The 13,160-nt window shown below is 43.5% G+C and carries 18 protein-coding genes; 8 read left to right on the plus strand and 10 right to left on the minus strand.

The window, feature by feature from the left end:
- Nucleotide 1 precedes the first annotated feature (1 nt).
- Nucleotides 2–88 (plus strand): IS3 family transposase, encoded by an 87-nt coding sequence (locus tag KNP99_RS07270; RefSeq protein WP_353048409.1) that lies wholly within the window; start codon nt 2–4, stop codon nt 86–88.
- Nucleotides 89–168: 80 nt separating this feature from the next.
- Here the strand turns inward: KNP99_RS07270 and KNP99_RS07275 are convergent, their stop codons facing one another.
- The 4 genes from KNP99_RS07275 to KNP99_RS07290 all read right to left on the minus strand — a co-directional run bounded on the left by KNP99_RS07275 (nt 169) and on the right by KNP99_RS07290 (nt 2,895).
- Nucleotides 169–1,083 (minus strand): peptidylprolyl isomerase, encoded by a 915-nt coding sequence (locus KNP99_RS07275; RefSeq protein ID WP_214765550.1) that lies wholly within the window; start codon nt 1,081–1,083, stop codon nt 169–171.
- A 263-nt stretch (nt 1,084–1,346) separates the two neighbouring features.
- The gene (locus KNP99_RS07280) at nt 1,347–1,916 is read right to left on the minus strand and encodes an HTH-type transcriptional regulator Hpr (RefSeq protein WP_029332813.1); all 570 of its coding nucleotides are present in this window, start codon (nt 1,914–1,916) and stop codon (nt 1,347–1,349) included.
- Nucleotides 1,917–2,000: 84 nt separating this feature from the next.
- Entirely contained in the window at nt 2,001–2,342 is a 342-nt protein-coding gene (locus KNP99_RS07285; RefSeq protein WP_029332814.1) for a hypothetical protein, read from the minus strand.
- A gap of 127 nt (nt 2,343–2,469) precedes the next feature.
- Entirely contained in the window at nt 2,470–2,895 is a 426-nt protein-coding gene (locus KNP99_RS07290; protein WP_214765547.1) for an HIT family protein, read from the minus strand.
- Between the two features lie 114 nt (nt 2,896–3,009).
- Between KNP99_RS07290 and KNP99_RS07295 the strand changes: the two genes are divergently transcribed.
- Nucleotides 3,010–4,086, plus strand: coding sequence for a TcaA second domain-containing protein (locus KNP99_RS07295; RefSeq protein ID WP_214810682.1), 1,077 nt, complete (start codon nt 3,010–3,012; stop codon nt 4,084–4,086).
- A gap of 65 nt (nt 4,087–4,151) precedes the next feature.
- On the opposite strand, the gene KNP99_RS07300 is transcribed toward KNP99_RS07295, so the two are convergent.
- The 5 genes from KNP99_RS07300 to KNP99_RS07320 are packed head-to-tail and all read right to left on the minus strand — an operon-like array spanning nt 4,152 to nt 5,590.
- Nucleotides 4,152–4,403, minus strand: a complete 252-nt coding sequence (locus KNP99_RS07300; RefSeq protein WP_088836456.1) for a GlsB/YeaQ/YmgE family stress response membrane protein — start codon at nt 4,401–4,403, stop codon at nt 4,152–4,154.
- Nucleotides 4,404–4,454: 51 nt separating this feature from the next.
- A complete protein-coding gene (locus tag KNP99_RS07305; RefSeq protein WP_159172723.1) occupies nt 4,455–4,706 on the minus strand; it encodes a GlsB/YeaQ/YmgE family stress response membrane protein in 252 nt (83 codons plus the stop codon).
- Nucleotides 4,707–4,748: 42 nt separating this feature from the next.
- Nucleotides 4,749–5,000 carry a GlsB/YeaQ/YmgE family stress response membrane protein gene (locus KNP99_RS07310; RefSeq protein ID WP_088836458.1) on the minus strand — a complete coding sequence of 84 codons (252 nt, stop codon included), beginning with the start codon at nt 4,998–5,000 and terminating at the stop codon, nt 4,749–4,751.
- Between the two features lie 45 nt (nt 5,001–5,045).
- On the minus strand, nt 5,046–5,297 hold the full coding sequence (locus KNP99_RS07315) for a GlsB/YeaQ/YmgE family stress response membrane protein (protein WP_159172722.1): 252 nt from the start codon (nt 5,295–5,297) through the stop codon (nt 5,046–5,048).
- Between the two features lie 44 nt (nt 5,298–5,341).
- On the minus strand, nt 5,342–5,590 hold the full coding sequence (locus KNP99_RS07320) for a GlsB/YeaQ/YmgE family stress response membrane protein (protein WP_088836460.1): 249 nt from the start codon (nt 5,588–5,590) through the stop codon (nt 5,342–5,344).
- Between the two features lie 338 nt (nt 5,591–5,928).
- On the opposite strand from KNP99_RS07320, the gene KNP99_RS07325 reads away from it, so the two are divergent.
- Together KNP99_RS07325 and KNP99_RS07330 are read left to right on the plus strand one after the other, a co-directional pair.
- Complete coding sequence (locus KNP99_RS07325; RefSeq protein WP_214810684.1) at nt 5,929–6,663, plus strand: ABC transporter ATP-binding protein; 735 nt, start codon at nt 5,929–5,931, stop codon at nt 6,661–6,663.
- Nucleotides 6,660–7,796 (plus strand): ABC transporter permease, encoded by a 1,137-nt coding sequence (locus KNP99_RS07330; RefSeq protein WP_214845798.1) that lies wholly within the window; start codon nt 6,660–6,662, stop codon nt 7,794–7,796. Before KNP99_RS07325 ends, KNP99_RS07330 begins: the two co-directional genes overlap by 4 nt.
- 97 nt (nt 7,797–7,893) lie before the next feature.
- On the opposite strand, the gene KNP99_RS07335 is transcribed toward KNP99_RS07330, so the two are convergent.
- Nucleotides 7,894–9,189 carry an ammonium transporter gene (locus KNP99_RS07335; protein WP_214765535.1) on the minus strand — a complete coding sequence of 432 codons (1,296 nt, stop codon included), beginning with the start codon at nt 9,187–9,189 and terminating at the stop codon, nt 7,894–7,896.
- 117 nt (nt 9,190–9,306) lie between these two features.
- On the opposite strand from KNP99_RS07335, the gene KNP99_RS07340 reads away from it, so the two are divergent.
- The 4 genes from KNP99_RS07340 to hemG all read left to right on the plus strand — a co-directional run bounded on the left by KNP99_RS07340 (nt 9,307) and on the right by hemG (nt 13,124).
- Nucleotides 9,307–9,609: a MerR family transcriptional regulator gene (locus tag KNP99_RS07340; protein WP_088836463.1), complete on the plus strand. Its 303-nt coding sequence runs from the start codon at nt 9,307–9,309 to the stop codon at nt 9,607–9,609.
- A gap of 143 nt (nt 9,610–9,752) precedes the next feature.
- Complete coding sequence (gene hemE, locus KNP99_RS07345; RefSeq protein ID WP_088836464.1) at nt 9,753–10,799, plus strand: uroporphyrinogen decarboxylase; 1,047 nt, start codon at nt 9,753–9,755, stop codon at nt 10,797–10,799.
- On the plus strand, nt 10,796–11,728 hold the full coding sequence (gene hemH / locus KNP99_RS07350; protein WP_088836465.1) for a ferrochelatase: 933 nt from the start codon (nt 10,796–10,798) through the stop codon (nt 11,726–11,728). Before hemE ends, hemH begins: the two co-directional genes overlap by 4 nt.
- Nucleotides 11,718–13,124 carry a protoporphyrinogen oxidase gene (gene hemG / locus KNP99_RS07355; RefSeq protein WP_214765529.1) on the plus strand — a complete coding sequence of 469 codons (1,407 nt, stop codon included), beginning with the start codon at nt 11,718–11,720 and terminating at the stop codon, nt 13,122–13,124. Before hemH ends, hemG begins: the two co-directional genes overlap by 11 nt.
- The last annotated feature ends 36 nt before the right edge of the window (nt 13,125–13,160 follow it).

The raw sequence follows: 13,160 nt of genomic DNA on the forward strand, positions 1-13,160 counted from the left end.
CATTGACTATTACAATAGCGAACGAAGACAATGGAAACTACAAAAGATGACTCCGGCACAATACCGAAGCCATCTCATAGCAGCTTAAAACAATAAAGGTGCTTTTATTAAATTGTCCAAACTATAGGGCGCAGTTCAATAGAAAACGGAATCATCGGCGTTTTTTGATTACTGCTGTTGTTGCATCATTTGTTGCTGCATTTGTTCTTGTTCTTGTTTATCGAGATCAAATGCGTCTTTAAAGTCTTTATTTTCGACTTTGACATCGTACTCTTTCATCAATGCACGGTAGATATCGTTCGGATTGACTTGTGCTGCTTTTTCTTCAGCAAGTTCTTTTTTGATCCGGTCTTCTTCTTTTTCAAGTGTAAAGTCCTTTTGTTCTTTACGATCCGTTACCTTGATGATGTGGTAACCGAATTGTGTTTTGATTGGATCAGAGATTTTACCTTCAACGCCATCTTTGAAGGCATACGTTTCGAATTCCTCGACCATTTTACCTTTTGTGAAGTAACCGAGGTCTCCACCTTTCGTAGCGCTACCTGTATCTGTCGATTTCTCCTTAGCGATTTTTGCGAAGTCTCCACCGTCATCTAACTCTTTTTTGATTGCTTTTGCTTCTGATTCTTTTTCGACAAGAATGTGGCTTGCTTTTACTTCAACTTTTTCTTGATTGAAACGTTCTTCAATTTCTTTATCTGTTACTTTAGATTTCGCAGATTTCGCTTCTGTTAGGAGCATTTGTGTGCGAAGAACTTTTTCGAATTCTTTTTCACTTTTAATACCGGCTGTTTCCAATGTAGAGTTGAATTGCTCTTCATCCGGGAATTGGTCTTTTGTTTTTTTGACTTCTGCCTCTACTTCTTTATCCGTTACTTTTTTGCCATATTCTTTTTCAAGAAGCTCGTTCATTGTTTGTTGGAAAGCGATTTGCGCACCCGCTTTTTCATAGGCCTCTTCCTGGACATCAGCCTTGTTCACTTCGCCACCTTTATAGTTGATGACGGCTTCATCATTTGACCCACACGCTGCTAGTGTGAAAACACTTGCGACTGCTGCTGCACTTAAAAATTTCTTCTTCATACATACACCCCTAATTTACCATTTATTTCAACCGTTCTATCATATCATATCCTGGCTAGGTTGACAGCTGCACACCTTTTCAAAAGATGTTTGCTCTTTTCTATGCTATCACATTCATCATCAACAGCGTCGACTATTTTTATGGGAAATTGTGATGGGAATTCTGTCTTTGACACAGACTAGTAATGTGACCGTCACTCCACAAAACAGACAAAAAGCGTTCTAGGAAGAGGCTAGAACGCCTGATTTTTAAAAGCATCGAGTTATGCCTTTTTGATTGAATCGATGACAGGGTCTTGCGGGCGACGATCAGCTTCTTCTGTAATCATTTTCGACGTTTCAGCGAAGATATCCATGAAGCTGTCCCCGTATAAACGACGAACGATTGCAGAGATGTCCGTCAGCTCAGGAAACTTCCCGTATAATTCTTGAAGCGGGAGTGAGGCACGGAAGACACCGTTCTCTTCCGGACGGAACGCTTGGATGGTCTCAAGTAAAAGCGTTTCGCCAGCCGGTGTGAGTTGAACGTAGGTATTTCGTTTATCCGTCTCTTTCTTAGAGAATGTCAACAGACCACGGTCTTCTAATTTTTTAGAGAAGTTAAACGCCGTTGAAACGTGCATGACACCGTACTTCGCGATCTCAGAAATCGAAGCACCACCTAAAGCATGTGAAATCCAGAGGATATGATGCTCATTGATGTTTAAATCAAAGGGCTTAATCCAATTTTGCCAATCTTTTTCTACCGTTTTCCATAGTGCTTTGCTCAGCTGGACAATTTTATGACTGTATAACAGTGCTTCTTGTCCAGGATATAATTTTTCATGTTCCATATCTGACTCATCCTTTCGAAAGGTGACGATGGCTAAAAAACGCAAAATGCAAACTATACAAAAAACAAATCGAAGCAATGGACCTTACTTTTGAGGAGAGAGGTGATCCGCATCTTGTTTCGCCTCATCAGCTAATTCTTGGATACGCGAAATGGATTCTTGAATCTCGGCTTGATACACAGAGACATCTTTCGTAACTTCATCTTTGAAGGTTGTACCGGAAATTTTAGCTGTCTCTATTAAGTTCTTGCCCTCCTGTGTTAAATCCTGCACGTTCGTTACGATTGTAGAATAAGAATTTCGACGTTGTTTACCATTCGAAGAGTCACTTTTAGTACCTTGGCGAAGCGCCTTCAAACCGTAAAAAGTCACAAGCGACAGCGTAGCACCAAAAGCGACCCAGTTACGTTGGGGACGCTTCGACATAGTTTACCTCCTTCTTTAATATTAAAATATTTGTTTCATATTATTTTACCGAAAATCCGATATTGGAAACCTATTTTGACAATATTTCTAAAAAAGGGTGTATGGAATAATGCATTCGAAGGTCTTTTTACAGGTGAGTCGAGATTGAATTTGCTAAAATGGCAAGCTCTTCAGCCGTGTAGTCTTCATTATGAACTTCCCATTTTGCGCCAAAACCATCATGTTTATCATGCCGTGGGATTAAATGAATATGAAAGTGTGATACGGACTGTCCAGCGACCTTGCCCGTGTTCGATAGAATGTTGATGCCAGCAGCTTGTGTTTCCTTTTGTAAGGCACGACTAATTTCCGGAACTACGGCAAAGACTGATTGAGCATCTTCGACCGATAAATCGTATACGTGATCTGCATGTTGTTTTGGAATGATTAATGTATGACCTTTTGTAACTTGAGAAAGATCGAGGAATGCAAGAACCTCATCATTTTCAAACACTTTATGGCTAGGTACTTCGTGCTTAGCAATTTTGCAGAAAATACAGTTATCTTTTTGCATAGGGATTACTCCTTTTTTAAAAATAGAATTATCTCCATCTTAAGTGTGATTGACAACGTAATCAAACGTTTTTACACTTAGATACACAAGATTAAAGAAAGTAGGGAACTCACGATGCCGTCTCGTATGACGTTACATGAACAAAGGAAAAAACGAAATCAGCGTTTGCTCATCATCGGAATCGTTCTCCTCTTAGTTGCAGGGGGAGTCTGGGGGTACGTAAGCCAAATCAAGCCGGCTGCTGAGCGAGAGCGTACAGAAGCTGTTTTTGTGAAAGCCGTGAACGATCAGGACCGGGCTGCGTTCCAAAAACTCGTCTATGAAGACGATCAGGTTGTATCGATTGCGGAAGCAACTCGTTTGATGAAATGGTTTCAGGCAGAGGACGGACGTCTCAGCCGAGCAGCGGCGGAGATTAAAGCCGATCAGCAAAATTACCCTGAACCTACAGCAGAGAAAAATGAACAAGATTTGTTCGAGCTAAAAAAAACAGCAGGGCGCTTTTGGTATGACGAATATGTGCTTCATCTAAATAAACAGCTACTTCAAGTAACGAGTGATGTACCAGAGACGACTGTCTTCATAGATGATGAAGAAGTAGGCGTCCAGGAGGATGAGCCGTTGAAAATCAAACGTTTTCCGGGTGAGTACGATGTACTTGCAAGTGTCGAAGCCAATGGTAAGACAGGACGAGACCGTCAAACCGTTCAACTGGGAGACGAAAAAACAACGGAAGTAACGTTTAAGTTAGCGAAGCAAATCAAACCAGACGTCACGGAGCAGTATGGATTAGACATCGAAAAATTGTTAGAAACTGAAGTCGAGGCACGAACAGGCAAGTCGATCGATACGATGACGACTTATCTAGGAGGCGACCGTACGTCGTTCGAAAAAGAATTTGGTCCTCCAGTATCGCCTCCAGCATCAAATGTAGCAAATCGTGCAGTGTACGACGGTTTTGAAGTGACGTATGCAAACAATGATGTAAAAAGCATCATGATTGATTTAAATAAGACGCCGTCTGAGCTTGAAGCAGTCGCCGGTAAACCGGAATCGAAAAGTAATGAATCGATCGGGACCGTCTGGGAGTACCCGACGAGCTTCTTTGAAGATATACTAGGTTGGCTTAACTTGCGCTCAGAAAAAAGAGTGATCGAGCGTTCGGATAAAATGTGGTTAGAATTACGCTGATGGTACAAAAGAAGCACCGGTAACGACTTTGAGAACTTCGAGTCTGTTACCGGTGCTTTCATTTATTATTTTTTGTTCACTGCACGAAGAATGAACGAAACGATTAGAATCAAGATGATTGCTCCGAGTAATGCTGGAATGACGGCGAATCCTCCAAGATCAGGTCCCCAACTACCGAAGAGAGCTTGACCGATCATGGCCCCGACGAAACCTGCGATGATGTTACCGATGATACCACCGGGAACGTCTTTACCAAGAATAAGACTTGCCAACCAACCAATGATACCACCAACGATTAAAGCCCATAAGAATCCCATTTAAAACACTCCTTTTTTAGTTTGAATAAGGTCTCAAGTAATTAGTTTTTATTACCGTTTACGAACTGAACGAAGAACGAGTGATACGATGAAGATTAAGATGATTGCACCGATGATTGCAGGAATGACTGCGAAACCGCCGATGTCAGGTCCCATGTCTCCGAAAATTGCTTGTCCGATCATTGAACCGATGAAACCAGCGACGATGTTACCGATGATGCCGCCAGGAACGTCTTTCCCTATAATTAAACTCGCTACCCAACCAATTAAACCGCCGACGATTAAAGCCCATAAGAATCCCATTAAAATACACTCCTCTGAATTAGTAGTTGTAGTTACTGTTACTTATTTTTTGTTTACTGAACGAAGAATCAACGATACGATGAAGATTAAGATGATTGCACCGATGATTGCAGGAATAACTGCGAATCCGCCGATGTCAGGTCCCATGTCCCCGAAGATGGCTTGTCCGATCATTGAACCGATGAAACCTGCGACGATGTTACCGATGATGCCACCAGGAACGTCTTTCCCGATGATCAAGCTCGCTACCCAACCAATCAAACCGCCAACGATTAAAGCCCATAAAAATCCCATTAAAAAACACTCCTTTGAATTACTAGTTTTAGTGGTTACTGCTACTTACTTTTTATTTACTGAACGAAGAACGAGTGACACGATGAAGATTAAGATAATTGCACCAATGATTGCAGGAATTACCGCGAAACCGCCGATGTCAGGTCCCATGTCACCGAAGATAGCTTGTCCGATCATTGAACCGATGAAACCTGCGATGATGTTACCGATGATGCCGCCCGGTACGTCTTTCCCGATAATCAAGCTCGCTACCCAACCAATTAAACCGCCGACGATTAAAGCCCATAAAAATCCCATTTAAAAACACTCCTCTAATTTAAATTGTTATTCGATGATAATGATTACTTGCGAATGGCACGAAGAATCAATGACACGATGAAGATTAAGATGATTGCACCTAAGATTGCAGGAATGATTGCGAACCCGGCAAGATCAGGTCCCATTGAACCGAAGATTGACTGTCCGATGATTGCGCCGATGAAACCAGCAATGATGTTACCGATGATGCCACCAGGAACGTCTTTCCCGATGATTAAACTTGCTACCCAACCGATTAGTCCACCAACGATTAAAGCCCATAAGAATCCCATTTGAAACACTCCTTTTCATACTTAGATTTACCTGTTTTCAGGTTGTTATAAACACTTTGAAAATGAATGACTCATAAACGTAATTTTTGATGAGAAGTAAAACAATACAAGTAGATAAGATAGCTAGACGATTAGACCAGTTACTTCTCTATAAAACGTTTGATGTGACATACACTTTCAATTTTTGTAAATCGTTTTTCATATATTGATGTAACGATTACACTTAGAGTAATTGCCGTAATAAGATGTATTGAAACCTTTTCTTTTAAAAAAAATCATCAACAGTAGAAAAACAAGGATGAATTGTCTAGGATAGTTAATGAGAGGAGTGGCTAGATTTGTTATTAGAAATTAAAGATCTTTCAGGTGGATATGGATCGAAAACAGTGTTGCATCATATTGATATAGCAGTAAAGCAAGGGGAGTTAGTTGGACTGATTGGATTGAATGGTGCCGGGAAATCGACGACGATTAAGCACATATTAGGATTGTTACCTATTAAGTCAGGTGAAATCTTGATTAACGGTGTCAGTCTGTCAGCTGATGAACAAACGTACCGGAAACAAGTGGCATACATCCCGGAACAGCCGATGTTATACGAACAGTTGACTCTTCGAGAGCACCTTCGCTTAATGGCGCAAGGGTATGATGTCGATGAGAAAACAGCACAAGAACGAATCGAACATTACACAGAGCGATTGCGGATGACGAAACAGCTGGAATGGTTTCCAAGTGTATTTTCTAAAGGAATGAAACAAAAGGCGATGATTCTCTGTGCTTTAATCACAGGCAGTGAGTTATTGATTGTCGACGAACCGTTTGTTGGTCTCGATCCACTAGCGATCCGGGAATTGTTGCATATTTTTAGTGAATTAAAAACCGATGGAAAAGGTATTTTAATGTCCACACATATTTTAGAGACTGCGGAGCGGCATTGTAATCGATTTATTCTCCTTCACGATGGACATATCGCAGCAGAGGGGACGACCGAGGAATTGCGGAAACGTTTTGATTTAACGGGTAGTTCGCTTGATGACATTTATGTAGCTGCCATCGAGGAGGCAGAAGGATGACGAGTGCTACCTTATGGCGAGAACGCTATCAAGCTGCGATGTCGGAAATGACCAAGTACATGAAGTACATGGCGAACGGTGGATTGTTATTTACGGTCTACTTCGTCATCTTGTATGCTCTCGTCGTCTATGGGCGGTTTCTGAATCAAATCAATGGCGACTTTCCTGGAAATCTGCTGATGGGCGGTTTATTCATTATCATCGCCTTTTATCGGACGGCACGAACGTTCTTAGTCGAGGCTGACCAAGTATTTTTATTGCCGAACTTGCCGCAACTTCGTTCTTATATGAAGCGGGTCCGACTGTACAATGCTTTTTTAGGAATGGTTCGAGTTGTCATTCCGTTTTTAGCAATCGCTGTCCTTTATGTAAGAACGGAATCAACGAGTCCGCTTGAGATGATCGTATTATTTTTCGCTCTCGCGATGATTGGTGCGAGCGCGAACCTATCGAAACTAGAAGCGATTCCGCACCGGCTTGTCGTTCTGTATGCAGTGGGCGCAGGGATTTTAGTGATGATTGATATGCCGCTTTTCAGTATAGTGATTACGAGCTTACTGCTCGTCACGCTGCACTTAAAAAAATATCAGCAGTTACCGCTGATGGAATGGATTGCAATCGAGCAGGAGTCGCGTGATCGTTTCTACCGGATTGCGAACTGGTTCGTTGATGTTCCACGCTTATCGAAGACGTATAAACAACGCCGTATCTTAAGCCAACTCGTCGAAAAAATTCAATTTGATAAAAAACAAACGTTCGACTACCTTTACATGAAGCAACTCATTCGTAGCACAGACGGAATTGGATTGATTATTCGGCTCACATTGATTGGAGCAGTCTTCATTTGGCTCGGAAAAGATAATCCATGGCTTGTCACGTTTGCAATTCCTGCCTTCAGTGGTTTGACAAGTTTCCAATTGGCACCGTTCACACGAGCGATTGACTCACACCTCTTAACGCGCTTGTTGCCTTTTGGAGATGCGAATAGCTCTCGTAAAAAAGTCATCCGGGTCGCGTCAATCCTTCAGATTATCGCATTAGCATTAATCGCTATGTTAATGAACGGACAACCTATCGTCTTGGTTGGGGCAATCATCGCCATTGCCGTTAGTGAAATGTATCTCAGAAAATGAAATGTAATGTAATGTATGACAGACTAACCCCCGATTTCTCGTTCCTAAGTAGGTACGAGAAATCGGGGGTTAGTTTCTTGTTTAAGAAAACGAGATGTTAATTCACTTTTTCAGAAGTTTCAGCATCATACGTTGCTTTTAGTTCTTTACTGATTGGAGCGGGGAGGTCATATGAAGCTTGTCCGTGTTCAGCGACATCAAGTCCGCGGAGTTCATCTTCTCGCGTGATCCGAAGGCCGATCGTTACATCGAGGAGTTTGAGGAAAGCATAACTTAAGACACTGACGACGATGACAGCGAAGACAACACCGAGTGCTTGGACACCGAGTTGACTAAAGCCACCCCCGTAGAATAATCCAGCTTGTCCAATCCCTGTGATTTCAACGAGGCGTGGTGAGGCGAAGAACCCGGTAGCAAGTGTGCCCCAAATCCCGGCGACACCGTGAACAGAGAAGGCACATAATGGATCATCGACACGGCGCGCGAGTAAAATGCTTGTTCCGTACGTGATGATACCTGCGAGGAAACCGATGACGACGGCACCCCACGGTTCAACGAATGCACAGGCTGCAGTAATCGCGACGAGTGCTGCAAGTACGCCGTTGATAATCGAAGGAATGTCTGCCACACGACGATGCCAGAAAGAAATAGCGAGTGCGCCGAGTGCGCCGGCAGCTGTCGCAAGTAACGTCGTCAAGGCGACATAACTGAAGAACCCGTCGGCAATCGTCAATGTCGATCCAGCGTTGAAGCCGAACCAGCATAACCAAAGAATGAAGGCGCCGACGACAGAATAGATGACGTTGTGACCAAGGAGCGGCGTTTTTTCAGCGCCAATCCGCTTTTTCAAAATTAACGCGGCGACGAGAGCGGCGATTCCACCTTGTAAGTGGACGACGGTCGAACCGGCGAAGTCTTGCATACCGAGTGAACCGAGGAAACCACCTGCCCAAACGGAGCGAGCGATGATTGGATAAATGATGGCGACAAAGAATGTTCCGAACAGCAGATAAACAGATAGTTTAGCTCGTTCAGCAAACCCGCCCCAGGCAATCGCTAAGGAAACAGCGACGAATGAGAGTTGGAAGAGGAACTTAACATCGATTGTAACATTTGACCAGTCGAGACTTGAGAACCCTCCTTGTAAGAAGAATCCTTCCGTTCCGATTAGACCAGGTCCGTCTCCGAACGTCAGTCCAAACCCAATCGCCCAAAAAGCTAACGCGGCGACGGAAAAACTAATGAGCTGTTTGACGGCGACGTGCCCTGCATTTTTGGCGCGTAACATTCCCGTTTCAAGTAATAGGAAACCGATTTGCATCGTAAAGACGAGTAGCGTAGCGAATAAGACATAAAACGTATCAACTGAAATGATCATTTCTTCAAGATTCATCGTCGTTCCTCCTTTATCAATTTAAAGTATGTGTTTACTTTAAACGGAAATTGTTTTTAAGGAACGACTTGTGTCAGAAAATCTGACATGGTATTTTTATCAAAAGGAGTGACGAAGATGAGTTACCGTGAAAAGAAAGTGATGTCGATCGGGATTGTCTGTGAATTGACAGGGTTATCGGAACGTCAGATTCGTTACTATGAGGAGCGGAAACTTATTTTCCCGGAGCGTACGAACGGGAAAACACGAAAATATTCATTTACAGATATTGAACGACTAGTTGAAGTTGCAGAAAAAATCGAAGATGGTTGGCGGACGCATGAAATCCGTGAAAAAGAGCGGAAAGTAACGGAGCAGCAACGAACTGATTTAATTCGGGGACAATTGAATGCTGCGTTTGGTCTTTACAAGAAACGGTGAACATTTAATGAACTGGATAAGGAACTGTAATTTTGTAACCGATTTATTGGCACAGACTTCTTCATTTCAGATATAATGTTTCTGTGTTCACAAACTTATCGTACGTTATTTTGGGGCGTTAGTAAGAGTATAAAGGGGTAGTTATGATGAAAAACTTCAATGATACGTTTTTACGGGCGGTCCGTGGCGAACAAGTGGGCCACGTACCTGTCTGGTACATGCGACAAGCAGGTCGTTATCAAGCGGAATATCGTGAAATTAAAAAGACGCGTACGCTGTTCGAGATCACACATGATCCAGAACTATGTGCATACGTCACTGAATTGCCGGTTAAACAACTTGGTGTTGACGCAGCGATTCTGTACAAAGACATCATGACGCCATTACCATCTATGGGTGTTGATGTTGAAATTAAAAGTGGCATCGGTCCGGTCATCGCGAATCCGATTCAAACGATGGAAGATGTACAGGCGCTACAACCGTTTAAAAAAGAAGATATTCCATATATCTTCGAGACCATCAAGTTATTACGGGAACGATTAGAAGTACCATTGATTGGGTTTTCAGGCGCACCGTTTACACTTGCCAGCTATATGATTGAAGGTGGACCTTCAAAAGGCTACCATAAAACGAAAGCATTGATGTATGGACATCCGGATGTATGGCATGCATTAATGGAGAAACTCGGAGACATGGTGATTGACTACATTAAAGCTCAAGTTGATGCTGGGATTCAAGCGTTTCAGATTTTTGATTCATGGGTCGGAACGACAAGTCAGAAAGATTATGTTCTCTACATCAAACCGACAATGGAGCGGATTTTCACGGAATTAAAAGAAACGGGCGTTCCGATGATTATGTTTGGTGTCGGTGCAAGTCACTTAGCAGAAGAGTGGCATGATTTACCGCTCGACGTCGTTGGACTTGATTGGCGTCTGTCGATCGACGAAGCACGCGAACGCGGGTTGACAAAAACGTTGCAAGGAAACCTTGATCCCTCTTATTTACTTGCACCATGGGAAATCTTAGAAGCGAAAGCAACAGAGATTCTTGACATGGGAATGAAACGTCCTGGATTCATCTTTAATTTAGGACATGGAATCTTCCCGGAAGTCGACCCAGAAGTCTTAAAACGCTTGACTGCATTTATCCATGATTATTCGAAAGAAAAAATGGAGGTAGCAAAATGAAAACACTTGGATTACTCGTAATGGCATACGGAACACCGTATAAACCGGAAGATATCGAACGATATTACACGCACATCCGTCGTGGGCGTAAACCGTCACCTGAAGCACTCGCTGAACTGACGGAGCGTTATGAAGCAATCGGCGGTGTCTCGCCACTTGCACAAGTCACGATTGACCAGGCGGAAGAATTACATCGTCAGTTGTCTGCAAAATATGCGGGCGAAATTGAGTTCAAACTCTATCTAGGTCTCAAGCACATCGAACCGTTCGTCGAAGATGCGGTCGAGCAAATGGCAAAAGACGGCATCACGGAAGCAGTGACGGTTGTTTTAGCACCACACTATTCGACATTCAGCATTCGTTCATACAATGGACGAGCAAAAGAAGTCGCGGACAAACACGGAATTCAGCTTGCTTCTGTCGAATCATGGTACCAAGAAGAAGCATTCATCAACTGGTGGGGACAAGCGATTCGTCAAACATTCGATGCACTGCCTGTAACAGAAGAAAAAGCGGTCCTCGTCGTGTCAGCGCATAGTCTTCCTGAGAAAATCATTGCAAACGGTGACCCGTATCCGGATCAATTGAAAGAAACGGCAGAGTTGATTGCAAAACGTGCTGGTGTCAAACATATGATTACAGGATGGCAATCGGCAGGACAAACACCTGAACCTTGGCTCGGGCCAGACGTTCAAGATTTAACGCGTGATGTTTATGAAACAGAAGGGTATGAAGCATTCGTATACGTACCAGTCGGATTCGTCGCTGACCATTTAGAAGTTTTGTTTGATAATGATTACGAGTGTAAAGTCGTATGTGACGAACTCGGTATCCACTATGCTCGACCAGGTATGCCAAACGCGGAGCCGGCTTTCATGGAGGCAGTCACGGAAGCCGTCGCAAAACAAGTTGGTAGCTATGTCAAGTAAACGTCTCGTTATCGTCGGCGGGGGTATTACTGGTCTTGCCGCTGCCTATTTCGCAGAACGTTTATTTCCTGATTTAAATATCACCGTCCTAGAAGCAGGTGAGCGACTTGGTGGTAAAGTCGCGACCTATCGAGAAGACGGCTTCATGATTGAGCGTGGTCCGGATTCTTACGTCGCACGAAAACACATCTTGACCGATTTAATTGAAGCGGTTGGATTAGGCGATAAGTTGGTTCGAAACAACACGTCGCAAGCATTCATTTTAGATCCAGGTGGTCTCCATCCGATTCCGAAAGGGTCTGTGATGGGGATCCCGACCGATTTAAACTTATTTTCAGAGACGACGTTGCTGACAGATTCGGAAAAAGCGGAGGTTGCACGATTGTTGCTTCATCCTTCTGATCAATTGACGATTCCTGAAGAAGATATTCCGCTCGGTAGTTACTTGCGTCCTCGCCTCGGGGATGCGCTGGTCGAGAAGTTGATCGAACCGTTATTGTCGGGAATTTATGCCGGGAACATTGATCAAATGAGTACGTTCGCGACATATCCGCAGTTCGTTGCGAATGAACAAAAAGCGGGATCGTTATTCGAAGGGATGCGTTTGATGCGTCCGACTGCTCAAGTTCAAGGACAAACGAAACCAGCGACAGGACAGTTCCTGTCACTTTCAACGGGACTTGAATCGCTAGTCGAACGTTTAGAAGAAGTGCTTGAACGGACTGAAATTCGTCTAGAAACGCCTTTACTCGAAGTTGCGCGTGAAAATGAACGGTATCGCTTAAAAACAGATCATGGTCCTGAGTATGCCGATTATGTACTCTTGACGATTCCTCATCCTCAAGTCGTCAGTTTACTTCCGGATGCCGATTTACGGGAACTTGAGCAGTTGAAGACCCATTCAACGGCGACGGTTACGCTGATTTTCGATGAGCAAGCGACATTACCCATTGAAGGTACAGGTTTTGTCGTCAATCGACGTGCCCCGTATTCGATTACGGCATGTACGGCGATCGATCAAAAGTGGAGTCATTCTGCACCAAATCATACGGTTTTACGCGCTTTTGTCGGTCGGCCAGGTAATGATGCGCTCGTTCACGAGACGGATGATGTCATCAAGGAAACAGTATTAAAAGATTTGGAACAAATTTGTGGTCAAACGCTTGCACCGAGACAAGTCATCATCAGCCGGTTAGTTGATGGTTTACCAGCTTATACGGTTGGTCATGCAGGACGGATTCAAATTGTCCGTGACGAAGTCATGAGTAAGTATCCTGGTGTGTATTTAGCGGGATTGGCTTATGATGGCGTCGGTTTACCGGATTGTGTTGCCAGTGCGAAAACGATGGTTGAAGAAATCGCTATACAGCACGGACACGAACAGTCGAACGCTTAAACTAACATGCCTGAAATTCAGTTACTACTGAATTTC

The organism is Exiguobacterium sp. s95 (assembly GCF_018618655.1).
Classification (GTDB): Bacteria; Bacillota; Bacilli; order Exiguobacteriales; family Exiguobacteriaceae; genus Exiguobacterium_A; species Exiguobacterium_A oxidotolerans.